We start from the raw sequence: 22,366 nt of genomic DNA, 5'->3' as shown, positions 1-22,366 counted from the left end.
CGCCCGCCGCTTCGACATCGCGCTGCTGACGCAGCGCCTGCTGGATGCCGCGCGCTGGGTGGTATCGCAGGAGTCCACCCACGAACTGCCGCTCGGGTTTTTCGGCGCCAGCACCGGCGCCGCTGCCGCGCTCGAAGCCGCCGCGATGCTGGGCGCGGACACCCGGGCCGTGGTCTCGCGCGGCGGCCGCCCCGATTTGGCCAGCCGCCAGGCGCTGGCGAGCGTGACCGCGCCGACCCTGTTGCTGGTCGGCGGTTTTGACGATGTCGTGATCGACCTCAACCAGCTGGCCTACGATCAGTTGCATTGCGAAAAGGAGCTGGTGATTGTTCCCGGCGCCACTCACCTGTTCGAGGAACCCGGCACGCTGGAGGAGGTGGCACGCCAGGCAGCTGCCTGGTTCGCGAAGCATCTGCCGGAAGCGCCCCCCCGGTCCTGAATTTCCCGTAGGAGGGCCGCCCCCGGCCCGATGGTTTGGTGTGTGCGAAGGCCCGAAAATCGCGGCGAGGGCGCCGCTCCCACAGGTCCGCGGGGTTTCGGAGCGGCGCCCTCGCCGCGATTTTCGCACCGTCGCAAGCTCCACGGCATCGGGCCGGGGGCGTGCGTGCGTGGTTGTTGCCGACTTGTCGGCTTTACAACCACGGCCTCCCCCTTGCGGGGGCGCCTACAACCATGCACTGTCGCTTCGGTCGCCTATAAGTCCGCTAGCCTCTAATCACGGGCCGTGCCAAGATGAATCGCATGCCACAGGATAACGCCAACCCCGCCATTTTCGTTGCCCGCGGCCTCACCAAGGTCTACCGCATGGGCGAGGTCGAGGTACATGCGCTGCGCGGCATCGACCTCACTCTCTATCGCGGCGAACTGGTGGTGCTGCTCGGCCCCTCGGGCAGCGGCAAGTCGACACTCCTGAACATCCTCGGCGGGCTCGACGCGCCCAGCGGCGGCGAGGTGCGCTATCTCGACCACACGCTGACCGGCGCGTCCGAATCCGAACTCACCCGCTTTCGCCGCGAGCACGTCGGCTTCGTGTTCCAGTTCTACAACCTGATTCCCAGCCTCACCGCGCGCGAGAACGTCGCTGCCGTGACGGAGATTTCCAAGTCGCCGATGCGGCCGGAGGACGCGCTGGCACTGGTCGGCCTGGGCAACCGCCTCGACCACTTTCCCGCCCAGTTGTCAGGCGGCGAGCAGCAGCGGGTGGCGATCGCCCGTGCGGTGGCGAAGAACCCGGCGGTGCTGTTGTGCGACGAGCCCACCGGCGCGCTCGATTCGGCCACCGGCGTGGTGGTGCTCGAAGTGCTGGAGAAAGTGAACCGCGAGCTCGGCACGCTGACCGTGCTGATTACCCACAACGCCGGCATCGCCGACATGGCCGACCGGGTGATCCGCCTGTCCGATGGACAGATTGCCGAGGAACACCGCAACGCCCACAAGCGTTCGGCGAGCGAGCTGTCCTGGTAACTGGCCCCCTTCATGCGGGCCCTCGACCGCAAACTGTTCCGTGATCTGTGGCATCTGCGCGGCCAGGTGCTGGCGATCGCGGTGGTGATCATGGGCGGCGTCGCCACCCTGGTGATGTCGCTCTCCACCTACGATTCGCTGGTCGTCACGCGCGACCGCTTCTACGGCGAATACCGTTTCGCCGAAGTCTTCGCCAGCCTGAAGCGCGCGCCCGAGCCGGTGGCCGACCGGTTGCGTGCGCTGCCCGGGGTGGAACTGCTGGAAACGCGGGTGCGGGCCGGGGTGAAGCTGGAACTGGAGGGCTTCAACGACCCCATCACCGGCCTGCTGCTGTCGCTGCCGGACAACGGCGCGCCGCTGCTCAATGCGCTGCATCTCAAGCGCGGCGGCATGCCGCAGGCCTGGAGCGCCGACGAGGTGGTGCTGTCGGACAGCTTTGCCGATGCCCACGGCCTGCAGCCCGGCGACAAGATCGCCGCCATCATCAACGGCAAGCGCCAGCAACTCACCATTGCCGGTGTGGCGGTGTCGCCGGAGTACATCTACCAGATCGCGCCCGGATCGATGTTCCCTGATTTCAAGCGCTACGGCGTGCTGTGGATGGGGCGCAGCGCGCTCGGTGCCGCCTACGGCATGGAGGGTGCATTCAACCAGCTCAGCCTGACGCTGGCGCGTGACGCCCGCGAGCAGGACGTGATCGACCGCGTCGATGCCATTCTCGCCCCCTATGGCGGCACCGGGGCCTATGGCCGCAAGGACCAGTTCTCCAACCGCTTCCTTTCCGAGGAACTGAGTCAGCTGCAGACCATGGCGACGATCTTCCCGGCCATCTTTCTCGGCGTCGCGGCCTTCCTGCTCAACGTGGTGGTGAGCCGGCTGATCGCGCTGCAGCGGGAACAGATCGCGATTCTCAAGGCCTTCGGCTATCGCTATCCGGCCATCGGCTGGCACTACGTCAAGCTGGTGCTGGGAATGGTGCTGCTGGGGGTGGCGGGCGGGGTGGCGCTCGGCGCCTGGTTCGGGCAGGGGCTCGCCGACGTCTACATGGAAACGACCTTCCGCTTTCCCTATCTGGACTATCTGCTGTATCCCGGGGTCGTGCTGGTTGCGCTTGGCGTCAGTGTCGTCGCGGCGGTCAGCGGCACGCTCTATTCGGTGGCGCGCGCCGTGCGGCTGCCGGCGGCCGAAGGCATGCGTGCGGAAATGCCGGAGGCCTATCGCGCCACCCTGGTCGAGCGCATCGGCCTGCAGCGCTGGTTCGGCGCGCCGACGCGGATGATCCTGCGCCACATCGAGCGGCGCCCGCTGAAGTCGATGCTGACCGTGCTCGGCATTTCCTGCGCCTGCGGCCTGATGATGGTGGGCAACTACCAGAAGGGCGCGATCGATTTCATGGTCGATCTGCAATTCCGCCAGGCGGCGCGCGAGGACCTGACGCTCACCTTCATCGAGCCCACCTCGGGCCGCGCGCTGCACGAGCTGGCCGCGGTGCCGGGCGTCGGCTACGTGGAGGGCTATCGTGACGTGCCGGCGATCCTGCGCTTTGGTCATTACCGCTACCGGTCGGCGATTTTCGGCATCGAGCCGGAAGGCCAGCTGCACCGCTCGTTCGACCACGATTACCAGCCGGTCGCGGTGCCGCCGGGCGGCGTGGTGCTGACCGACCATCTGGCGCGCAACATCTTGCACGTCAAGCCGGGCGACATGCTGACGGTGGAGGTGCTGGAAGGCAGCCGGCCGGTGCTGCAGGTGCCGGTGCTCGGCATCACCCAGCAGTTCCTGGGCTTGTCGGCCTACATGCAGAAGGATTCGCTGAATGCCCTGATGCGCGAGGGGCATGTGGTGACCGGCGCCTATCTCGCGATCGAGCCCGGCGCCGAGGAGGCGGTTTACGCCAGCTTGAACGAGCGTCCGCGCGTGCTCGGCATGGTCGCCAATCTCTCGGCCATCCAGAGCTTCTACGAAACCATCGGCGAGTTCATCCTGTTCTACAATCTGGTGGCGACCCTGCTCGCCGGCTCGATCGGTTTCGGCGTGGTCTACAACAGCGCGCGCATCGCGCTGTCAGAACGCGGGCGCGAACTGGCCAGCCTGCGCGTGCTGGGCTTCACCCAGGGCGAGATCGCCTATATTTTGCTGGGAGAACTGGCGTTGCTGACGCTGGCGGCGATCCCGGTGGGATTCCTGGTCGGCACCGGCCTGGTCGGCATCCTGGTGCTGGCCTTCGAGAGCGACCTTTACCGGCTACCGCTGATCCTGACGCCGGGAAACTACGCCATGGGCGCCTCGGTCGTCATCGTTTCGGCTGTGCTTTCGGGGCTCTTGATGTGGCTGCGCCTCGGCCGGCTGGATCTGGTGGCGGTGCTTAAAACGCGTGAATAAGGATTCAACCTAAAAACCGCAGTTGACCGCGCATCACCCTGAGGAATGCAGCATGGATATTGGTTTTTCTGCCTTCGGCCACGCCCCCCTACAGGGTGAGTCCGCTACGCACCCGCTGGCACGCCTGGTCGTGCGCCTGCCTTGGTCGCTCCACCCGCAAGGGGTAGGCCGTGGTTGTCCCCGCAAGGGGGAGGCCGCGGTTGTAAAGCCGGCGAGCCGGCAACAACCGCGCACTAAAGCCGCTAAAGCGGCAACAACCACGCACGTCGTTGCAGGCCCCGGCCTGCCGCCTCCTCGCTTCGCGGCATGCGCACGGCCAGACGCACCATCGAGCGCGTCCAACTGCGGTTTCTAGGTTGATACGAACCATGCAGGTGCGCACAAAACTCGGCATGCTGGCCCTCGCGGCGCTCGTCGTGGCGGGACTCGTCTACGGCTTCATGCCGCGCGCGGTGCCGGTCGACGTCGCGGCGGTCGAGACCGGGCCGTTCGTCGTCACCGTCGAGGAGGAGGGCAAGACGCGGGTGATGGAACGCTACGTCGTCTCCGCCCCGGTGAGCGGCACGCTGCGGCGCATCACGCTGAAGGCCGGCGACGCGGTCAAGCCGGGCCAGGTGATTGCGGAGATCGAGCCGGTACGTTCGGATGCGCTGGATCCGCGCACCCGCGCGCAGGCGCAAGCGCAGGCGGGCGCCGCCCAGGCCGCCCTGGCGGTGGCGCAGGAAAACGCCCGCGCGACCGCGGCGGCCCTGCAGCTGGCGCAGCAGGAACGCGCTCGCGCCGAAACCCTGCGCGAGTCGAATTTTCTTTCCGCGCAGGCGCTGGATACCGCCCGCACGGCGGAGACCCGTGCCCGCGCCGTGCAGCAGGCCGCGGATCACGCCGTCAAGGTGGCGCGCTTCGAACTGGAAATGGCGCACGCGGCCGCCGCCAGCACCGCCTGGCTGCAGGCCGGCGCGCCGGCCGAACGGCTGAGCGTGCGCGCCCCGGTCGAGGCGCGCGTGCTCAAGCTGGTGCGCGAAAGCGAAGGCGCGGTGCTGGCCGGCCAGCCCCTGATCGAGATCGGCAATCCCGAGTCGCTGGAAGTGGAAGTGGAAGTGCTGTCCACCCATGCGGTGAAAATCACCCCCGGCTCGCGGGTGATCCTCGACCGCTGGGGCGGCGACTCAGCCGTCGAAGGCAGCGTGCGCGTGGTCGAGCCGACCGGCTTCACCAAAATCTCCGCGCTCGGCGTCGAAGAGCAGCGGGTGCGGGTGATCGTGGATTTCACCAGCCCGCGCGAGGCCTGGCACCGCCTCGGCGACGGCTATCGGGTGGAAGCCCGCTTCGTGATCTGGGAAGATGCCGACGTCCTGCAGCTGCCCGCCAGCGCCTTGTTTCGCCAGGGCGAGGGCTGGGCCGCGTTTGTGCTCGAAGCCGGGCGCGCCAAGCTGAAGCCGGTCGAAGTCGGCCAGCGCGCCGGACTCATCGCGCAGGTACTGTCCGGCCTGGACGCGGGCGAGCAGGTGATTACCCATCCCGACGACAAGATCAGCGACGGCACGCGGGTGAAACTGCGTTGAACATGGGTAATCCAACAGGCTTGGGGCCTTGTGGGAGACTCGTCCCGGGGCGAATGGGTTGAGAAGACCAATTAATGGTGCCATTATTAGCGTTAAACTTGCGCAGAGACCCGTTCCCACACAGGGGAATAATCAGTCAGTCTGCTTGAGGATGGCCTCGACTTCGCTGTCCTCGACTTGCGGAAAATCCGCATAGAACTGCCCCACCGCCTGAAAGAATGCCGGCGCCTGCAGGCACACCACCTCGTCGGCATATCCCTCGATCTTTTCCAGCGTGTCCGGCGGCGCCACCGGCACCGCACAGATCAGGCGCGCCGGTTTCTTGGCGCGCAGCGCATGCAGCGCCGAAATCATGGTCGCCCCGGTGGCCAGCCCGTCATCGACCACGATCACGATGCGCCCCGCCGGATCGATCGGCGGACGCAGCGGCGTGTACTGCGCGCGCCGCTTGCGGATCGTTGCAAGCTGGGCCTGCTTTTCCTGTTCCAGATAGGCGGGCGTGCCGCCGGCCGATTCCGCATAGTCCGAAATATAGGTCCAGCCCGATTCGTCGATCGAGCCGAGGGCGAATTCCGGGTTGAACGGCGCGCGCAGCTTGCGCACCAGCACCACGTCAAGATCGCCGTCCAGCGCCTTGGCCAGTCGCTGCCCCATCGGCACCGCCCCGCGCGGAATGGCAAGGATCAGCGGATGCTGTCCCTTGTACGCCGCCAAGGCTTCGGCCAGCCGGTCGGCGGCCTGATTGCGATTGGCAAAAGACATGATGACCCCCTCAGTATTTGTCTCTTTCATCCTAGACAGAAATCCCTGCTTGAATGGGACAATGCAGCACATGAACGCTACAAACGATACGGACGACAGCGCTGCCATCTCGTGCGCCACCTGTGAAGCCTGCTGTTGCCGGCTGGAAGTTTTGCTGATGGGCGAGGACGACGTCCCGACGCGGCTGACCGCCCAGGATCAGTGGGGCGGGTGGGTGATGCGCCGCCTCGAGGACGGCTGGTGCGCAGCGCTGGATCGAAACACCCTGCGATGCACCATCTACGAGCGGCGGCCGAACGTCTGCCGCGAATATCAGGTGGGCGATTACGAGTGTATGGGTGAGCGATTACGTCTATTGCCCAGCAAGCCGATACATATGCACACTTCCTGAAGTGCCATTGAGAGTCCCTTCTTTATGCATTCAACTGTGGTCAAAACCCGTTTCTTGCCGGCCATCCTGGCTGTATGGGTCGGCCTGTTCTTTGACCCAGCCGGCCGGTGAGGTGTTGCAGAAGGCGCTGACAGAGCATTTCCCGTGCGAGGGCAGGAAATAGCGTGCCCGAGGGTGCGTCCGAATCGCTGCCAATCATTTACCGCGATGACAGCCTGATTGCCATTCACAAGCCGGCGGGGTGCTCGTGCATCGCAGCGTGCTGGATCGCCATGAAACTCGTTTCGCGTTGCAGATGCTGCGCGACCAGATCGGCCAACCGGTTTATCCGGCGCATTGACTCGACAAGAGGACTTCCGGCGTGCTGTTGTTTGCGTTGGATCGGAGGTCGGACGTTTGTTGAGTCGCCAGTTCGAACGCGGTGAAGAGCAAGCGCTATGTTGCCGTGGTGCGCAGGTATCCGCCGGAGTCTGGCGATATTGATCATGCGCTGCAGCGCATGGCGGATGAACATGCCGGGATTGTCGCCCGTGCCGCCTCACCGCAACGGCTTGGGCGTATGAACGTTACAACCCTGTTCTGCCTATGCCAGCACTGCCTGAAAAAAACTGGGGAAGCGGTTGCTGGGCACGTCGATGATCCGTTAGGGCTTAATAAAATAAGGTCTAATATTAAGCTGTTGTGTTAATATTAATTAATTATAAGGTTAATATTAGACTATTGAATCCTTACGCGTTGCGATAAGTAATGTAGACTAATATTGGATTTTTATGTTTTGTTAATCTTTATAGAGGCCTAATATTGGACCATGTCAATCAAGCATCTGACTAACCAGGAAATAGCCCTGCGGCTCGCGCGTTCGCTCCGTGCCTGGCGCGTGGACCCGAACGGCGCCGGCATGACGCAGGCGGAGCTGTGCCGAAAAAGCGGAGTTGGCCTGACGCCACTCAAGCGGTTTGAAAAAACCGGCGGCACCACGCTTTCAAATCTGGTGGCAATTTTTCGTGCCCTTGACCTGTTGGACAGACTGGAAGACCTTGTGCCCGAACCGGGATCGCCAGGCCCACTCGAATTATTAAAGACCGATCGGGCCAAGACACAAAGACAACGGGCGCCGCGCTCGACGTCTACGCGAGATCAAAAAGGGCCCGGTCAAGACAGGACGCGCAAGCATGGCTGAAATACGTGCCGTCGAAGTTCGCGTCTGGGGGCGTCAAGTAGGGGCGTTGGCGCCGTTGCGAGGTAAGCCTGGTTTTTACGAGTTTCAATATGCCTCTTCGTTTGTTCGGGCGGGTCTTGAGCTTTCACCGCTCAAAATGCCACTCCATCTGACAAAGCGCTACAGCTTTACCAGTTTGCAGACGGAAACCTTTCACGGGCTTCCAGGCTTGATAGCGGATGCGCTTCCGGACCGGTTCGGTAATGCGCTGATAGACGAATATCTCGTTCGCCATGGGATGCGTAATGGAGACATTACCGCCCTCCAGCGCTTTATGTATGTCGGCAGGAGAGCGATGGGCGCCCTTGAGTTTGAGCCGGCCTCCCGGGAATTGAGAGCGCCAAGTGTCGCCACCCCGTTGGAAATGGCTCATCTGGTAGAGGACGCCAGACGTGCTTTGCGCGGAGAATTCTCAACAGTTGCCCAGGACATTATCGACGTCGGCAGTTCCGCCGGGGGCGCGCGGGCCAAAGCCGTAATCGGCTGGAACCCGGCGACCAACAAAATTGTTTCAGGTCAATTCGACGTCCCGTCAGGCTTTGAACATTGGCTGCTTAAATTCGATGGCGTGGGGGACGACGGGCAACTGGGCAAGACCAGAGGGTTTGGCCGCGTTGAGTATGCGCATTACCTCATGGCAACCGCCGCAGGCGTGGCAATGAGCCCCTGCCGATTGCTGGAAGAAAACGACAGGGCGCATTTCATGACGCAACGGTTCGACAGGAAAGGCAACGAAAAGCTGCATGTCCATTCACTTTGCGGTCTGCAGCATTTGGACTTCAATGCCCCCTACGTGCACAGCTACGAACAGTATTTTAGAACAATATTGGAAATGGATTTAGGCGCAGACGCGCTTGCGCAGGCATGGATCCGCTGCGTATTCAATATTGCTGCCAGGAACTGCGATGACCACACCAAAAATCTCGCTTTCATCATGGACGAAACGGGTCAGTGGAGCCTCTCGCCCGCGTATGACGTTTGCTTTTCACATATAACCCGGCCCCGGACAAATGGACGCGCCAGCACCAGATGCTGGTGGCCGGCAAGGGGCACGGGATTACGCGTGACGATTTGCTGGAGCTGGGTTCGAAATTTGATGTAAACCAGCCAAAGGTGCTCTTTGAGAAGGTGATTGATGCAGTGAGGCAGTGGCCACGTTTTGCTGGAGAGGCCGAAGTGGCAGGAGCTGAAGTGACGCACATTGCTGCATATCAAGAACTGCTTTAACAGGCTGCTGAAATACCCCGCACGGATTCGTGGCACCTTGCTCGGGATATTTGATTTTGGCTCTTTCATCGTTATTTGTTGGTGTTGGCCAGCGCTGTGGGCGGGGCGCCCTCGCCCCGATTTGCGCACCGTCGCAACCGCCACGGCATCGGCCCGGGGCGGGCGTGCGTGGTTGTTGCCGACGCGTCGGCTTTTACAACCACGGCCTCCTCCTCGCGGGGGCTCCTACAACAGCAGACCCCTGTGGGAGGCCGAAGGATAGGCGCCTCATCAGAGGGGACAAGACATGACTTCAACAACTAACAGTGACATAGCCTTGATTTTCACTTCAGCCGCTCGCATTATGGAATTTTCAGCCTGTTTGGGCTTGTTTTCTTCATTTTGAGCTTCGTTTCCCCGCATTTTCTGCCCTTCACGCCGGTTGAAGACGGATTTTCCCCAGCGTGTGCATGCGTGTGAGGTTGTAAGCCGCCATGGTCAGCACAAACATCTGATCAACCTTCTTCAACCCGCGCACCATGACCTGGCGGATAGGCCCGACGGTCTTTGCCCAGCCAAAGCCCTGCTCGATGAGCTTTCTCTTCTGCACCGAAATGGCGTAGCCCGCACTGGCCGCGATGGCGTCGGGTACAGCCGAGCGGCGCCCCGAGGTGTTCTGCGCGACGTGAGGAACGACGTTCATTTCCTGCAGCGCATCAATGAACTCTTTGGCGTCATAGCCCTTGTCGGCTCCCAGCGTGATTTCTGCCTGCGGGTTGTCTGTCGCTTGCCGGGCGTCGTTGATCATCGCCTTGGCCGCTTCGCGCTCGGCGAAGCCATCGGCGGTGGTGACCATGGCGTTGACCACCGTCCGTCATGAACACCGTGCGAGAGCTCGATGGGCTGATGACAGCCCGGGGCCGCCGCCGGTGGGTTTGTGGTGACGTCCGGCGTATTTACGGATGAAGCCTGTGCATTTGCCCGGGGCAAGAACATCGAGCTGATAGATGGCAAGGCGCTGCATGCGCTGATTCGCGGGGGGAGTGCGCCCGTCAAGTTTTTTCGGGATCTACTGAGCATCACGACGGCAGGCGCGCCTTATTGCCCGGAATGCCAAAGCCGGATGGTGATGCGTAAAGCCAAGCACGGTACAAATGCGGGCAAGAAGTATTGGCGCTGCTCACGACACCCGGATTGCAAGGGCATGCGCCCAGCCTGACATGTGCTTTGCGGGCATGCGCAAGCCTCTGGATTCATCCTCGTCTGCCTGATCTGCCCGGCTGTTGGGGGCGGAGCCGGCAGCATGGCCAGGCAGCCCGCTTCTCAGTTTCCTTCCTGCTCCCCCACGGGCTCGGCGTCATGCATCTGCGGATGCGCGGTGCGCAGCCAGCCTGCCTCGCTGTCCCAGAACACCGGCTTTTCGGTCTGCAGCATGTGGAGCAGGTTGCGGTAATCCTCCGAGCCCAGGTTGGTCAGGCGGAACAGTTCGGTGAGCCGGGTTGCGCTGCGCAGGATGATGCGCCCGCGGCCGGGTTTGTCGGGCGAGCCGGAGGGCATCCACTCGGCATAGTAGTGACCAATATTCACAACAGCCATCGTCATTCTCCTTGTGTGTCGATCCACTCTAAAAATAGGCGGTTTTGCGCCGCTCGTTCTTGTTCGGGCTTGCTCCGTGTCGATGCAAAGCTAGATTGAACCCAAAAACCGCAGTTGACCGCTCATCACCTCAATGGAAGCCGCGTGAATACTGAGTTTTCCGCCTTCGGATGTGGCGTCCTCGCGCAATATGGGATGTGGCGTCCTCGCGCAATATGTTCGCGTTCACCTTTTGGGTGACACCGCTACGCACCCGCTGGCACGTCTGGTCGCGCGCCTGCCTTTGTCGCGCCTCGTTGCAGGCCCCGGCCTGCCGCCTCGTTGCTTCGCCCTAAAGGACTCCGATCCACTATGGGCTGAAGCCCATGTGGAATCGTATGCGGCAGACACACGCCCAGACGCACCATCGGGCGCGTCCAACTGCGGTTTCCAGGTTGAATTGAAACCCCGTTCATAACGAAATTTGCATCAAACGGCTTCCCAATGCAAAAAATATGGCGTGGAAATTCCACGCCATATTTATTTATTTCCCGATTTAAAACCCGACCAGGCGTTTCACGCGTCTGTCCCTAGCCATCAAGGCAACGGCCGCGGGCACCGTTTGTTTTATTTCTCGGTCAGTTTCTTGATTACGCCTGCCGCCCATTCGCGGCCGCCCAGCCCGAACGCCAGCGCTAGGGCCAGGCCGATCGCACCGAAGCCGATCTGGAAGGCGGCGGTCAGCAGCGTGGTGCCGATCGCCAGCTGTTCCAGCGCCACAAACACTACAAAGATGATGGTCGCATACTCCGCCAGCGTGCTGATGGTGAGCGCGCCCTGCACGCCGATGTTGTTGAGGTAGGCGAACACCATGCTGTTGATAAAACGCGCCACCAGCACGCCGAACACCAGCACCAGAATGGCGACGATGATGTTGGGGATGTAGAGCACGACCTTGTTGAACAGTTCGGCCACCATGTGCAGGCCCAGGCTGTTGGCCACGGTGACGACCACGATGAAGATGACAATCCAGTAGGCCAGTTTGGCGAGCAGCCGCGAGAGCGACACATCCAGATTGCCCTGCTTGAGAAAGGCTTCGATGCCGGTCTTTTCAGCCAGCCGGTCAAAGCGCAGCAGGTCCAGCAGCTTGGTTACCCCCGTGCGTGCAAGATTGGCGAACAGCCAGCCAACGAACAGCAGCAGCAGCGCTGCCAGCAATTGCGGCACAAAACTTGCCAGCTGCGTCCAGAAGGTGGTCAGGGAGGCGACGAACACGTCGAATTGTTGCTGCATGGCACGCTCCTTCTACTGCTTGAAAAAATGGATTATAGCGAATCGATCGGGATGGCTTTCCCGGCTTTCCGACATCGGCGGGCTGACAATGACCTGAATCCGTGATCGTTTTCGCGTAAGCCCAGCGCCAGAGCGGGTTGCAGGCAAATTTACCCGCACCCAGTGGGTGAAGCCGGTGGGGTGGCCTGAGATAATGGCGGCATTGAATTTCCCACCGCCGCCATGACCGACTTCCAAATCAAACGCCTGCCCTACAATCTGACAGCGCAGGCCGGGTTGTCGCTGGTCGGGCAATACCTCAAACGCTTTGCCCAGATCGACCAGATCATCGACCCGCGCTTTCCCATTTCTGGCCAGGGCGGCATTGCCACCAGCAGCCTGCTCAAGGCCTATGTCGGTCTGTTGTGTACCGGCAAATCCGACTTCGACGCCATCGAATCGCTGCGCCGGGGCCTGCGCATCCAGTCGCTCGACAACGAATTGATGGAGCTGTTCGGCGCCCGCTCGGTGCATCCGGTGGGCGTGCGCATCGGCGGCTTCCATGGCGCGCCGTCGCTGGCTCGCGTCAGGGACATCCGGGAAAAAACTGCGCGCCGCTCTGCCGGAGGCCGAAGCCCTGATCCGCTGGGCGGCGGGCATTGCGATGCCGCAGGACGACCAGGCTTTCGTCTCGGGTGCGATGCTACGCCATCGAGCGCGGCCTGATCGGCGTCAGCGACGGACTGCGCATCGAGGCAGACGCCTTCGACGACCACTTTGCCGAGCAGCACCAGGCGCATTCGACTGCGCTGTTCAGCAGCTATCACGGTCAGCCCGCGTGCCGGCGTCGCCAGCGGCTGCACCGAAGCGCCGCGCGGCCTGTTGTGGCATCGCTACGAAATGGACGACGACGGCCGCGTGGTCAATGCCCGCATCGCGCCGCCGACCAGCCAGAACCCGGAGCGCATCGAGGAAGATCTGCGGCTGTCGCTGCTGAGCTTCGGGCTCGACCATCCTGACGACGCGCTGCGCCTGCACTGCGAAAAAGTCATCCGCAACTACCCCCTGCATCTCCTGCGCCACCCATTTCCTGCGGATGAACGTCGAGCGCGGATGAGCAGGGTGCGCATATTCGGCATCGGCTCGTCGTCGGGCGACGACCAGGCTGGCTGGCTGACCATCGATGCCCTGCTGGCAGCCGGCTTGCAATGCGATGATGCGATGGTCATTGAAAAGCTGGATCGCCCTGGTGCCAACCTGATTCCTTTGCTGGACAACACCGCCTGGGTGATTCTGGTCGACGCCATGCAGGGAAGCGGACCGGCCGGCCGCATCCAGCGCTTCGATCAGAAGGATTGGCCACGGTACACGAAGGGACTGTCCACTCATGGCTTCGGCGTGATCGATGCGCTGTCGCTGGCACGCGAACTCGGCCGCCTGCCGTCGCGGATCGACCTGTACAGAATCGAAATCGGCTCGGCGAATCCCGGCGAACAAGCGGGAGACGACATTCAGGCAGCGGCGCAGCAACTTGCCCGGTGTATTGCCGCCGACCTGATCGCCACGCTTCTGCAAGCATGATCGGGACGCATGCCCGAAAGGTGGTTGACGCCGGATGCGCCTTCTAATTCTTGCTATCAATATCAGGTTATTCTTGCCGTTACAGAGGTACTTGACTCAAAAATCCCAAGGATAAAAAAACTCGTGGCGTTCCGACCTTTTTTGCAGGCCTGCCTGTTTTGGCTGGTGTCGTTTTCTCCGGCGTGGGCCGCGCCAGACCGGATTCCGGTCCGGGTAGGCGTATTCGAGAATCCGCCGATTGTCAGTGCGGCAGCCGACGCTTTTCCAGAAGGCATCGCGATCGACATGATCCGCTGGGTGGCCGAACGGGAAAGCTGGCAGGTCACCTATGTCCCCGATTCCTTTGACAATCTCGTTGCACGCCTGGACAAGGGCGATATCGATCTGCTCGCGGTTATCGCCTATAGTGACGGACGCGCCAAGCGTTTCCAGTTCACGCAACAAAGTCTGATCGGCAACTGGGGGATGGTATTCCGCCATGCCGAGGCTGACATCCATTCGCTGCCCGATCTCAAGGGAAAACGCGTCGCGCTGATGCGCAGCGGCACGCACAGCCAGGCGCTGATCGAGCTGTCGAGGCAGTTCGACGCGCCGTTTATCCCGGTCTATGTGGACAACTTTCCCCAGGTGCTGGACGCGATTGCCGAACGCCGCGCCGACGCCGGTGCGGTAAACCGGGTGTTCGCCGCGCTGCATGCGCATCAGCCCGACCTGGTTGCGACCAGCATTGTCTTTAATCCCGTTTTTGTTCACTACGCGGCACCGAAGGGCGCCAGCCCAGCCTTGCTGCAGGCGCTCGACCGCCACCTGGCTGCCCTCAAGGCGGACCACCAGTCGGCCTACTACGATTCCTTGCGGCAATGGCTCGAAGCGGTGCCGGCAGACCGGATTCCAAACTGGGTGCCGTGGTCCGCAGCGGCTGCCGGCTGCCTGCTTGTCCTGGCGCTGGCCATCGCCGGATTTCTGCGTCATCAGGTACAGCGGCAGACCGGCGAACTGCAGCGGCGTGCGGATCAGCTGCAGTCCGAGATCGAACAACGCGTACAGGCCCAGGCGCATCTGAATCAGTTGGCCTATTTCGACGAGCTGACTGGTCTGCCGAATCGCGAGGGCTTTCGCATCGCGCTGAATCAGACGCTGGCCGGCTTGCAGGGCACCAATGAACGCCTGGCCCTGCTATTCCTCGATGTCGACCGCCTGAAAAACATCAACGACGGGCTTGGGCACGGCGCCGGCGATTTGCTGCTGCAGCAGATCGCCATACGCCTGCAATCGGTGCTGCGCGCGCACGATCATCTGAGCCGCTTCGGCGGCGATGAGTTCGTGGTGATCGTGTCCGAGATCGGCGAAGCTTCGGATGCCGAACTGGTGGCAACCCGATTGCTGCAAAGCCTCGCCATGCCGATCGATATCGGCGCCACCCAGATATACAGCAGTGCCAGCATCGGCATCGCGTTCTATCCGGACGATGCGACGTCGCAGGAGGCGCTGCTCAAGCATGCCGACACGGCTATGTATCAGGCGAAGGAAATGGGCGGTAACCGCCTCCTGTTCTATCACGCGCAGCAGACCGCACGCGTGGTCGAACGGTTGACGCTCGACACCCGCTTGCGCCAGGCGCTGGAACGCGACGAACTGCTATTGCATTACCAGCCGATTGTAGCGTTGGGCAGCCGGAATATCGTCGGGGTCGAGGCGCTGGTGCGCTGGAACGATCCGGATCGTGGCCTGGTGATGCCGGGCGCATTCATTTCCGCAGCCGAGGACACCGGCTTGATCGTTCCCCTCGGCGAATGGGTGCTGGAAGCCGGGTGTACCCAGCTGCGCGACTGGCAGAAGCAGGGCAAGGCAGACGGGATGACGCTGGCGGTGAACGTGTCCACCCGCCAGTTCGAAGGGCGGCGTCTGGTGAAATCGGTCGAGCAGGCGCTGTCACGCACCGGTCTGGCACCGGAATGCCTCGAACTGGAGATTACCGAGAACGTGATGCTGATCATGAACGACGAGGTGCGCAGTAGCCTCGAAACCTTGCGCGACATGGGCGTGCGGCTGTCGCTCGACGATTTCGGCACCGGCTATTCCAGCCTGGGTTACCTCAAAGAGCTACCGTTTCATACGCTCAAGATCGACCAGTCGTTTGTCAGCAAAATCCCGGGACAGTCGGGCGACCGTCAGATCGTCACGACGATTCTGGCGCTGGCAAAAGGGTTTGAATTGCAGGTCATCGCCGAAGGCATCGAAACCCAGGAACAGTACGACTTCCTGCGTGACCACGGCTGCGAATTCGGCCAGGGCTATCTGATGAGCCGGCCGCAAGCGGCGGACAATCTGGCTGCCATGCTGGGCCAGCATGCCATCGTCAGCATCGGCTAGACAGCACCTGCCTGCCTGCACCGACGGTCAGGGATTACGATAGATCCGTGAGATCTTCGCGCCGAAGCATGAAGACGAACTGGTCGCCGCTTTCGGTGTCGAGCCAGATGAAGGGCAAGGTGGGGTAGGCGGCTTCGAGGGCATCACGGTTGTGGCCGATTTCCACCACCAGCAGACCGCCGGGGTTGAGGTGATCCCTGGCCTTGGCGAGGATCTGCCGGGTGGCGTCCAGGCCGTCTTCGCCCGAGCCCAGCGCCAGCGCCGGTTCCGCCTGGTATTCCGGCGGCAGGGCGGCGACTGATTCGGCGTTCACATAGGGCGGGTTGCTGAGGATGACGTCGTAGGTGCGGCCTTCCAGCGCCGCAAACAGGTCCGACTCGACCAGCTCGATGCGGTCCGTGAGGCCGTAATCGGCGACGTTCTTGGCGGCGACTTCCAGCGCATCGGCCGACAAATCCACAGCATCGACTTCGGCATTGGGAAAGGCCAGCGCCGCCAGGATGGCGAGGCAGCCCGAGCCGGTGCAGAGGTCGAGCGCGCGCGTCACTTCGTCCGGCGCTTCAATCCATGGCGTCAGTTGCTCGTGCAGCAGCTCGGCGATGAAGGAGCGCGGCACGATCACCCGTTCGTCGACATAGAAACGGTGCTCGCCCAGCCAGGCCTCGTTCGTCAGATAGGCAGCCGGGATGCGCTCGCGCACCCGGCGCTCGATCACCGCCTGCACCTCTTCCGATTCGCCATGCGTGAGGCTGGCGTCGAGGAAGGGCTCCAGCCGCTCGAGCGGAAGATGCAGGGTGTGCAGGATCAGGTAGGCCGCCTCATCGAAGGCGTTGTCGGAGCCGTGGCCGAAAAACAGCTTGGCCTCGTTGAAGCGCGACGCTGCAAAGCGCAGCCAGTCGCGCACGGTGATGAGGGATTCGGTGTCGTCGAAATGTTTCATCGTGTTGGAATAATCCTGGGGAAAAGCAGTTGAACCACAGAGGCACAGAGACACAGAGGAAAAACAAGGCTATGTCACGGTTAGTTGTTGAAGTCATGTCTTGTTCCCTCTGATGAGGCGCCCATCCTTCGGCCTCCCACAGGGGTCTGCTGTTGTAGGAGCCCCCACGAGGAGGAGGCCGTGGTTGTAAAAGCCGACGCGTCGGCAACAACCACGCACGCCCGCCCCGGGCCGATGCCGTGGCGGTTGCGACGGTGCGCAAATCGGGGCGAGGGCGCCCCGCCCACAGCGCTGGCCAACACCAACAAATAACGATGAAAGAGCCAAAAACAAACATTGCGGTACTTGGCCCGATCACCTTTCTGATGAAAGCCGGGTCCAATCAGCGCAAGGATTCAGTCGTTTTTTCTGTGTCTCTGTGTCTCTGTGGTAAAGAATTTAGGTTAATCCATCGCTATCAAGTCAGCAGTTTTTCCAGCGTCTTCTGATAAATCGTCGCCAGCTGCTCGATGTTCTCCACCGCGACGTGCTCGTTCAGCTTGTGGATGCTCATGTTGAGCGGGCCGAACTCGACCACCTCGCGGCAGATGTCGGCGATGAAGCGGCCGTCCGAGGTGCCGCCAGAGGTCGACAGTTCGGGGGTGAGGCCGGTGACTTCGCGGATCGCCTCGCTGAGCCGGTCGCACAGGGGGCCGCGCGGGGTGAGGAAGGGCTTGCCCGACAGGTGCCAGTCGATCTCGTAGTCGAGGCCGTGGCTGTCGAGGATTTCGTTCATGGCGTCCATCAGGCCTTCGGCAGTGCTGGCAGTGGAAAAGCGGAAGTTGAACTGGATCTCGAGCACGCCGGGGATGACGTTGGTGGCGCCGGTGCCGCCGTGGATATTGGAAATCTGCCAGGTGGTCGGCGGGAACCAGGTATTGCCCTCGTCCCACATGGTGTCGGCGAGTTCGGCAATCGCGGGCGCGGCGAGATGAATCGGGTTCTTCGCCAGATGCGGGTAGGCGATATGCCCCTGCACGCCCTTGACGCGCAGCGTGCCGGAGAGCGAACCGCGGCGGCCGTTCTTGATGGTGTCGCCAAATTCGGCGGCGCTGGTGGGCTCGCCGACGATGCAGTAGTCGAGCATCTCATTGCGCGCGCGCAAAGCCTCGACCACTTTCACCGTGCCGTCGGTGGCGGGGCCTTCCTCGTCCGAGGTGATGAGAAATGCGATTGATCCTGAGTGATCGGGGTGCGCGGCGACGAAGCGTTCGGTGGCGGTGACGAAGGCTGCGTCCGAGGTTTTCATGTCGGCGGCGCCGCGCGCGTAGAGCTGGCCGTCGCGCACCGTCGGCTCGAAGGGATCGGACAGCCACTGGTCGAGCGGGCCGGTCGGCACCACGTCGGTGTGGCCGGCGAAGCAGACCACCGGCGCGGTCGTTCCCCTGCGCGCCCACAGGTTGTCGACGCCATTGTGACAATGGCGTTCGATGTGGAAGCCGAGCGGTTGCAGGCGCGCGGCGATGAGGTCGTGGCAGCCGGCGTCGTCGGGCGTCAGCGAGCGGCGTTTGAGCAGTTCGACTGCAAGCGCGAAAGTGTCATTGGCCATGCTGCGTCATGCTCCAAATAAAGTTTGGTACTGGTCTTCGGCGAAACCCAGATGATATGTCCCGTCGCGTTCCAGCAGCGGCCGTTTGATCACGCTGGGCTGCGAAATCATTAATGCAATCGCGCTGGCCTCGTCGGCGACGGCGGCTTTTTCCGCATCGGTGAGTTTGCGCCAGGTGGTGCCGCGCGTGTTGACCAGCGCCTGCCAGCCGGTTTGCGCCACAACCGCGCGCAGCCATGCGGCATCGACGCCCTGTTTCTTGAAGTCGTGGAAGGCGACGTCGAGCGCGTGATCGGCCAGCCAGGCGCGCGCTTTTTTCACCGTGGTGCAGTTGGGTATGCCGTAGAGCTTCATGCCATTTCTGTCGTCCGGGGCGGAATCATCCGCGCATGGACGTAAAATCGGGAAAGAAAACAAGCCTCGATTCTAACCGACCTGATGTTCCATCCCGATCATTCCCATTCTCCGCCACCGCCAATCGGCGAACCCAGCCTGCGCTCGATCGGCCGCCTGTTCCCCTATCTGTGGGAATTCCGCGGCCGCGTGCTGCTGGCGCTGGCGCTGCTGATCGGCGCCAAGCTGGCCTCGGTGGCGGTGCCGCTGGTGCTGAAGGAAATCATCGACGCGCTCGACCAGCCGCGCCCGGAACTGGTGCTGCCGCTGGCCTTCATCCTGGGCTACGGCATCTTGCGCTTTGCCAGCACCTCGTTTTCCGACCTGCGCGACGTGGTGTTTGCCAAGGTCACGCAGCGTGCGATGCGCCGCATCAGCATGGCGGTGTTCCAGCATTTACACGCGCTGTCGCTGCGCTTTCATCTCGAGCGGCAAACCGGCGGCATCACCCGCGACATCGAGCGCGGTTCCAAGGCGATGTCGAGCCTGGTCGGCTATCTGCTGTTCCGCATCACCCCGACCATTCTGGAAATCCTGATGGTGGCGGGCATCCTCTTCGTCAAACTCAACTGGGTGTTCGGGCTGATTACCCTGGTGACGCTGGCGGCCTACATCGGCTTCACCATCACCATCACCGAGTGGCGCACCCAGTTCGTGCGACGCGCCAATGCGCTGGATTCCGAAGCGTATGGCCGCGCCATCGACAGCCTGCTGAACTACGAGACGGTCAAGTATTTCGGCAACGAAAAATACGAGGCGCGTCGCTACGACAACAGCCTGATCGAGTGGGAGAACATGGCGCTCAAGTCGCAGCGCTCGCTGGGCCTGCTGAATATTGCGCAGGCGGGGGTGATCGCCATCGGCGTCACCCTGATGGTGCTGCTCGCCGCCGACGGCGTGGTCGAGGGCACGCTGACGCTGGGCGATCTGGTGATGGTCAACGCCTTCCTGCTGCAGATGTTCCAGCCGCTGAGCTTTCTTGGCGTGATGTACCGCCAGATCAAGGAATCGATCACCGATGTCGAGCGCATGTTCGCGCTGTTGCAGCGGCCGCGCGAAGTCGAGGACGCGCAGGATGCGCAGGCGCTCGACGTGATTGCCGGCGAGGTGAAATTCGAGCAGGTAAACTTTGCCTACAACCCCGACCGACCGATCCTGCACGACGTCAGCTTCACCATTCCCGCCGGCAAGACGGTGGCGGCGGTGGGGTCCAGCGGCGCCGGCAAGTCGACGCTGGCCCGGCTGCTGTTCCGCTTTTACGACGTGGGCGCCGGCAGCGTCCGCATCGACGGCCAGGACATCCGCCAGGTCACGCAGGACAGCCTGCGCGCCGCCATCGGCGTGGTGCCGCAGGACACTGTGCTGTTCAACGACAGCATCTACTACAACATCGCCTACGGCCGGCCGGACGCCTGCCGCGATGAAGTGATCGAGGCCGCGCGTGCCGCGCACATCCTGCAGTTCATCGAAAGCCTGCCGCAGGGCTGGGATACGGTGGTGGGCGAGCGCGGTCTCAAGCTGTCGGGCGGCGAAAAGCAGCGGGTGGCGATTGCCCGCACCCTGCTGAAAAATCCGGCCATCCTGATCCTGGACGAAGCCACCTCGGCGCTCGACACCAAGACCGAAAAGGCCATCCAGGCCGAGCTGCTGGAAATCGCCAAAAGCCGCACCAGCCTCATCATCGCGCACCGCCTGTCCACCGTGGTCGAAGCCGACGAGATCCTGGTGATCGAAGGCGGCCGCATCGTCGAGCGGGGGCGGCATCCCGAGCTGCTGGCGAGAAATGGCGTGTACGCGCACATGTGGGCGCTGCAGCAGCAGGCCGAGGCCGAGGACGGCGCGGACTGATGGAAAAGCTGCTGCAGCCCGGCGTGCCGCGCCGCGAAGTGTGGGCGTGGGCGATGTACGACTTCGCCAACTCGGGCTACACCACGGTCGTCATCACCGCCGTGTTCAGTGCGTATTTCGTCGCCGTCGTCGCCGGCAATGCGCCGTGGGCGACCCTCGCCTGGACCCTGGCGCTGGCGGTGTCCTACGCGCTGGTGATGCTGACCGCACCGTTGATCGGCGCCTGGGCCGACGCCCACGCCAGCAAGAAAAAGCTGCTGTGGCTGACCACGCTGGGCTGCGTCGGCTTTACCGCCTCCCTATCCTTCGCCGCGCCGGGCGCGCTGGGGCTGGCGATCGCTGCGCTCATCCTCTCCAACTATTTCTTCGGCACCGGCGAAAATCTCATCGCAGCCTTCCTGCCCGAGCTTGCGCGTCCGCGCGCGCTCGGCCGCGTCTCGGGCTGGGGCTGGTCGCTCGGCTATGTTGGCGGGCTGGTGTCGCTCGGCGCCAGCCTCGCGTACATCAATTGGGCGCAGGCACAGGGGCTGGGCGCAGCCAATTTCGTGCCGGTGGCGATGCTGATCACCGCCGCGATCTTCATGCTGGCGAGCCTGCCCACGCTCTTGATGCTGCGCGAGCGCGCCACGCCGCAGCCTAAGCACACCCCGCGCAACGCCTGGCGGCAGGTGCGCTACACCCTTGGTCATCTGAGCCAGTTGCCCGACCTTAAGCGCTTTCTGATTTGTACTGTGCTGTATCAGGCCGGCATCCAGGCGGTCATCACGCTGGCGGCGATTTATGCCAGCCAGGTGTTTCACTTCGACACGCAGCGGACCATTGTGCTGGTGCTGGTGGTCAACATTACCGCGGCGATCGGCGCGTTCGCATTCGGCTATGTGCAGGACCGCATCGGCCATGTGCGGGCGATTGCCCTGACGCTCGCCGGCTGGATCGCGATGGTGCTGATCGCCTGGGCCGCGCCAGGCGAGGGGCTGTTCTGGCTGGCGGCGAACATCGCCGGGCTGTGCATGGGTGCGTCGCAGTCGGCGGGCCGGGCGATGGTCGCACTGCTGGCACCCCCCGCGCACCAGGCCGAGTTCTTCGGCCTGTGGGGGCTGGCGGTGAAATGCGCCTCGATCGTCGGGCCGCTGACCTATGGCATCGCCAGCTGGCTGACGGCCGGCGACCATCGCCAGGCCTTGCTGATCACCGCTGCCTGGTTCGTCGCCGGCCTATGGGTGCTGCGCGGGATCCGGGCCGACCGCGGCCGCCGCGCGGCGCATCGCTTCACATTGGAGGCCGAGCATGCCTGACTTCAGCATCCTGCTCACCGACTGGGCGCACGAGCAGGCGCGGCTGTCCCGCGTCCGGCGCGCGGTGTTCGTCGACGAGCAGGGCGTGCCCGAGGACCTGGAATGGGACGCCGACGATGCCGGCGCCGTGCACCTGCTCGCCATCGACGATCAGGGAGAAGCCATCGGCTGCGCCCGCCTGCTGCCCGACGGCCACATCGGTCGCATGGCGGTGCTGCCGGCCTGGCGCGGTCGCGGCGTCGGCCGTGCCTTGCTGACGGCGGCCTTGAGTGCGGCGCTGGCGCGTGGACACGCCCTTGTCCAGCTCAGCGCGCAGACGCACGCCGCCGATTTTTACGTGCGCGCAGGCTTTGTCTCCATGGGGGAAGAATACGAAGAGGCCGGTATCCCGCACGTGGTCATGCATAAAAAACTGACCTGAGCGCAACATCATCAAGCGGATCAGGCTTATTGCATTGGCATGTAAGAATTTACTGATAGAGTTCGTCATGAATAATATTGGGTTCGCATAGGCT

21 protein-coding genes and 1 pseudogene are annotated in these 22,366 nt (G+C 62.9%); 15 read left to right on the top strand and 7 right to left on the bottom strand.

Features of this window, described 5'->3' with window-relative positions; translation table 11 throughout:
• From ABW22_RS08495 to ABW22_RS08480, 4 genes are all read left to right on the top strand, one after another.
• A partial coding sequence (locus tag ABW22_RS08495) for a dienelactone hydrolase family protein (protein WP_419184922.1) occupies positions 1 to 439 on the top strand: 439 nt, incomplete at its 5' end.
• 302 nt (positions 440 to 741) lie between these two features.
• Positions 742 to 1,464, top strand: a complete 723-nt coding sequence (locus ABW22_RS08490; RefSeq protein WP_059754832.1) for an ABC transporter ATP-binding protein — start codon at positions 742 to 744, stop codon at positions 1,462 to 1,464.
• 12 nt (positions 1,465 to 1,476) lie between these two features.
• Positions 1,477 to 3,846 (top strand): ABC transporter permease, encoded by a 2,370-nt coding sequence (locus ABW22_RS08485; protein WP_059754829.1) that lies wholly within the window; start codon positions 1,477 to 1,479, stop codon positions 3,844 to 3,846.
• Between the two features lie 368 nt (positions 3,847 to 4,214).
• Positions 4,215 to 5,408: an efflux RND transporter periplasmic adaptor subunit gene (locus ABW22_RS08480; protein ID WP_059754827.1), complete on the top strand. Its 1,194-nt coding sequence runs from the start codon at positions 4,215 to 4,217 to the stop codon at positions 5,406 to 5,408.
• 132 nt (positions 5,409 to 5,540) lie between these two features.
• On the opposite strand, the gene ABW22_RS08475 is transcribed toward ABW22_RS08480, so the two are convergent.
• Positions 5,541 to 6,170 carry a phosphoribosyltransferase gene (locus ABW22_RS08475; RefSeq protein WP_059754824.1) on the bottom strand — a complete coding sequence of 210 codons (630 nt, stop codon included), beginning with the start codon at positions 6,168 to 6,170 and terminating at the stop codon, positions 5,541 to 5,543.
• 70 nt (positions 6,171 to 6,240) lie between these two features.
• On the opposite strand from ABW22_RS08475, the gene ABW22_RS08470 reads away from it, so the two are divergent.
• The 4 genes from ABW22_RS08470 to ABW22_RS08465 all read left to right on the top strand — a co-directional run bounded on the left by ABW22_RS08470 (position 6,241) and on the right by ABW22_RS08465 (position 8,882).
• Positions 6,241 to 6,561 (top strand): YkgJ family cysteine cluster protein, encoded by a 321-nt coding sequence (locus tag ABW22_RS08470; RefSeq protein ID WP_202813931.1) that lies wholly within the window; start codon positions 6,241 to 6,243, stop codon positions 6,559 to 6,561.
• Between the two features lie 421 nt (positions 6,562 to 6,982).
• A complete protein-coding gene (locus ABW22_RS17835; RefSeq protein WP_202813930.1) occupies positions 6,983 to 7,249 on the top strand; it encodes a hypothetical protein in 267 nt (88 codons plus the stop codon).
• A gap of 120 nt (positions 7,250 to 7,369) precedes the next feature.
• Complete coding sequence (locus ABW22_RS17285) at positions 7,370 to 7,741, top strand: hypothetical protein (protein ID WP_157648583.1); 372 nt, start codon at positions 7,370 to 7,372, stop codon at positions 7,739 to 7,741.
• Positions 7,734 to 8,882, top strand: a complete 1,149-nt coding sequence (locus ABW22_RS08465) for a type II toxin-antitoxin system HipA family toxin (protein ID WP_059754818.1) — start codon at positions 7,734 to 7,736, stop codon at positions 8,880 to 8,882. Before ABW22_RS17285 ends, ABW22_RS08465 begins: the two co-directional genes overlap by 8 nt.
• Positions 8,883 to 9,348: 466 nt before the next feature.
• Here ABW22_RS08465 and ABW22_RS08460 read toward each other — a convergent pair.
• Positions 9,349 to 9,854, bottom strand: a pseudogene (locus ABW22_RS08460) (transposase); the annotation flags it as partial.
• Between the two features lie 72 nt (positions 9,855 to 9,926).
• Between ABW22_RS08460 and ABW22_RS16745 the strand changes: the two are divergent.
• On the top strand, positions 9,927 to 10,205 hold the full coding sequence (locus tag ABW22_RS16745) for a hypothetical protein (protein WP_237763280.1): 279 nt from the start codon (positions 9,927 to 9,929) through the stop codon (positions 10,203 to 10,205).
• A gap of 104 nt (positions 10,206 to 10,309) precedes the next feature.
• Here the strand turns inward: ABW22_RS16745 and ABW22_RS08455 are convergent, their stop codons facing one another.
• Positions 10,310 to 10,582, bottom strand: a complete 273-nt coding sequence (locus ABW22_RS08455; RefSeq protein ID WP_157648582.1) for a hypothetical protein — start codon at positions 10,580 to 10,582, stop codon at positions 10,310 to 10,312.
• A gap of 606 nt (positions 10,583 to 11,188) precedes the next feature.
• Positions 11,189 to 11,854, bottom strand: a complete 666-nt coding sequence (locus ABW22_RS08450; protein WP_059754810.1) for a mechanosensitive ion channel family protein — start codon at positions 11,852 to 11,854, stop codon at positions 11,189 to 11,191.
• Between the two features lie 222 nt (positions 11,855 to 12,076).
• On the opposite strand from ABW22_RS08450, the gene ABW22_RS18000 reads away from it, so the two are divergent.
• From ABW22_RS18000 to ABW22_RS08435, 3 genes are all read left to right on the top strand, one after another.
• A complete protein-coding gene (locus ABW22_RS18000; RefSeq protein WP_059754806.1) occupies positions 12,077 to 12,559 on the top strand; it encodes a hypothetical protein in 483 nt (160 codons plus the stop codon).
• Positions 12,560 to 12,733: 174 nt separating this feature from the next.
• Positions 12,734 to 13,414, top strand: coding sequence for a hydrogenase maturation protease (locus tag ABW22_RS08440; protein ID WP_237763279.1), 681 nt, complete (start codon positions 12,734 to 12,736; stop codon positions 13,412 to 13,414).
• Positions 13,415 to 13,537: 123 nt separating this feature from the next.
• Entirely contained in the window at positions 13,538 to 15,787 is a 2,250-nt protein-coding gene (locus ABW22_RS08435) for a putative bifunctional diguanylate cyclase/phosphodiesterase (RefSeq protein WP_059754803.1), read from the top strand.
• A 34-nt stretch (positions 15,788 to 15,821) separates the two neighbouring features.
• Here the strand turns inward: ABW22_RS08435 and prmB are convergent, their stop codons facing one another.
• The 3 genes from prmB to ABW22_RS08420 all read right to left on the bottom strand — a co-directional run bounded on the left by prmB (position 15,822) and on the right by ABW22_RS08420 (position 18,669).
• Positions 15,822 to 16,727, bottom strand: a complete 906-nt coding sequence (prmB, locus tag ABW22_RS08430; RefSeq protein ID WP_059754798.1) for a 50S ribosomal protein L3 N(5)-glutamine methyltransferase — start codon at positions 16,725 to 16,727, stop codon at positions 15,822 to 15,824.
• Between the two features lie 457 nt (positions 16,728 to 17,184).
• Positions 17,185 to 18,315, bottom strand: coding sequence for a succinyl-diaminopimelate desuccinylase (gene dapE, locus ABW22_RS08425; protein ID WP_059754795.1), 1,131 nt, complete (start codon positions 18,313 to 18,315; stop codon positions 17,185 to 17,187).
• 6 nt (positions 18,316 to 18,321) lie between these two features.
• Positions 18,322 to 18,669: an ArsC family reductase gene (locus ABW22_RS08420; RefSeq protein ID WP_059754792.1), complete on the bottom strand. Its 348-nt coding sequence runs from the start codon at positions 18,667 to 18,669 to the stop codon at positions 18,322 to 18,324.
• Between the two features lie 84 nt (positions 18,670 to 18,753).
• Between ABW22_RS08420 and ABW22_RS08415 the strand changes: the two genes are divergently transcribed.
• Genes ABW22_RS08415 through ABW22_RS08405 form a run of 3 tightly spaced genes read left to right on the top strand, consistent with a single transcriptional unit; the run spans position 18,754 to position 22,272 of the window.
• Positions 18,754 to 20,556, top strand: coding sequence for an ABCB family ABC transporter ATP-binding protein/permease (locus ABW22_RS08415; protein WP_059754790.1), 1,803 nt, complete (start codon positions 18,754 to 18,756; stop codon positions 20,554 to 20,556).
• Positions 20,556 to 21,851, top strand: coding sequence for an MFS transporter (locus ABW22_RS08410; protein ID WP_059754787.1), 1,296 nt, complete (start codon positions 20,556 to 20,558; stop codon positions 21,849 to 21,851). The genes ABW22_RS08415 and ABW22_RS08410 overlap by 1 nt, the downstream gene beginning before the upstream one ends.
• A complete protein-coding gene (locus ABW22_RS08405) occupies positions 21,844 to 22,272 on the top strand; it encodes a GNAT family N-acetyltransferase (RefSeq protein ID WP_059754784.1) in 429 nt (142 codons plus the stop codon). Before ABW22_RS08410 ends, ABW22_RS08405 begins: the two co-directional genes overlap by 8 nt.
• Positions 22,273 to 22,366 lie beyond the last annotated feature (94 nt).

Source organism: Thiobacillus denitrificans (assembly GCF_001530125.1).
In the GTDB taxonomy this organism is placed as follows: Bacteria; Pseudomonadota; Gammaproteobacteria; order Burkholderiales; family Thiobacillaceae; genus Thiobacillus; species Thiobacillus denitrificans_C.
Note: the sequence above shows the minus strand (reverse complement) of the source record. Positions and strands in the feature narration are given on the sequence as shown.

What these genes read in the sequence shown, in the direction of transcription:
- ABW22_RS08490 (WP_059754832.1), top strand. Translation starts at nt 742, where the DNA reads ATGCCACAGGATAACGCCAACCCCGCCATTTTCGTTGCCCGCGGCCTC.
- ABW22_RS08485 (WP_059754829.1), top strand. Translation starts at nt 1,477, where the DNA reads ATGCGGGCCCTCGACCGCAAACTGTTCCGTGATCTGTGGCATCTGCGC.
- ABW22_RS08480 (WP_059754827.1), top strand. Translation starts at nt 4,215, where the DNA reads ATGCAGGTGCGCACAAAACTCGGCATGCTGGCCCTCGCGGCGCTCGTC.
- ABW22_RS08475 (WP_059754824.1), bottom strand. Translation starts at nt 6,170, where the DNA reads ATGTCTTTTGCCAATCGCAATCAGGCCGCCGACCGGCTGGCCGAAGCC.
- ABW22_RS08470 (WP_202813931.1), top strand. Translation starts at nt 6,241, where the DNA reads ATGAACGCTACAAACGATACGGACGACAGCGCTGCCATCTCGTGCGCC.
- ABW22_RS17285 (WP_157648583.1), top strand. Translation starts at nt 7,370, where the DNA reads ATGTCAATCAAGCATCTGACTAACCAGGAAATAGCCCTGCGGCTCGCG.
- ABW22_RS08465 (WP_059754818.1), top strand. Translation starts at nt 7,734, where the DNA reads ATGGCTGAAATACGTGCCGTCGAAGTTCGCGTCTGGGGGCGTCAAGTA.
- ABW22_RS08455 (WP_157648582.1), bottom strand. Translation starts at nt 10,582, where the DNA reads ATGGCTGTTGTGAATATTGGTCACTACTATGCCGAGTGGATGCCCTCC.
- ABW22_RS08450 (WP_059754810.1), bottom strand. Translation starts at nt 11,854, where the DNA reads ATGCAGCAACAATTCGACGTGTTCGTCGCCTCCCTGACCACCTTCTGG.
- ABW22_RS18000 (WP_059754806.1), top strand. Translation starts at nt 12,077, where the DNA reads ATGACCGACTTCCAAATCAAACGCCTGCCCTACAATCTGACAGCGCAG.
- ABW22_RS08440 (WP_237763279.1), top strand. Translation starts at nt 12,734, where the DNA reads ATGGACGACGACGGCCGCGTGGTCAATGCCCGCATCGCGCCGCCGACC.
- prmB (WP_059754798.1), bottom strand. Translation starts at nt 16,727, where the DNA reads ATGAAACATTTCGACGACACCGAATCCCTCATCACCGTGCGCGACTGG.
- dapE (WP_059754795.1), bottom strand. Translation starts at nt 18,315, where the DNA reads ATGGCCAATGACACTTTCGCGCTTGCAGTCGAACTGCTCAAACGCCGC.
- ABW22_RS08420 (WP_059754792.1), bottom strand. Translation starts at nt 18,669, where the DNA reads ATGAAGCTCTACGGCATACCCAACTGCACCACGGTGAAAAAAGCGCGC.
- ABW22_RS08415 (WP_059754790.1), top strand. Translation starts at nt 18,754, where the DNA reads ATGTTCCATCCCGATCATTCCCATTCTCCGCCACCGCCAATCGGCGAA.
- ABW22_RS08410 (WP_059754787.1), top strand. Translation starts at nt 20,556, where the DNA reads ATGGAAAAGCTGCTGCAGCCCGGCGTGCCGCGCCGCGAAGTGTGGGCG.
- ABW22_RS08405 (WP_059754784.1), top strand. Translation starts at nt 21,844, where the DNA reads ATGCCTGACTTCAGCATCCTGCTCACCGACTGGGCGCACGAGCAGGCG.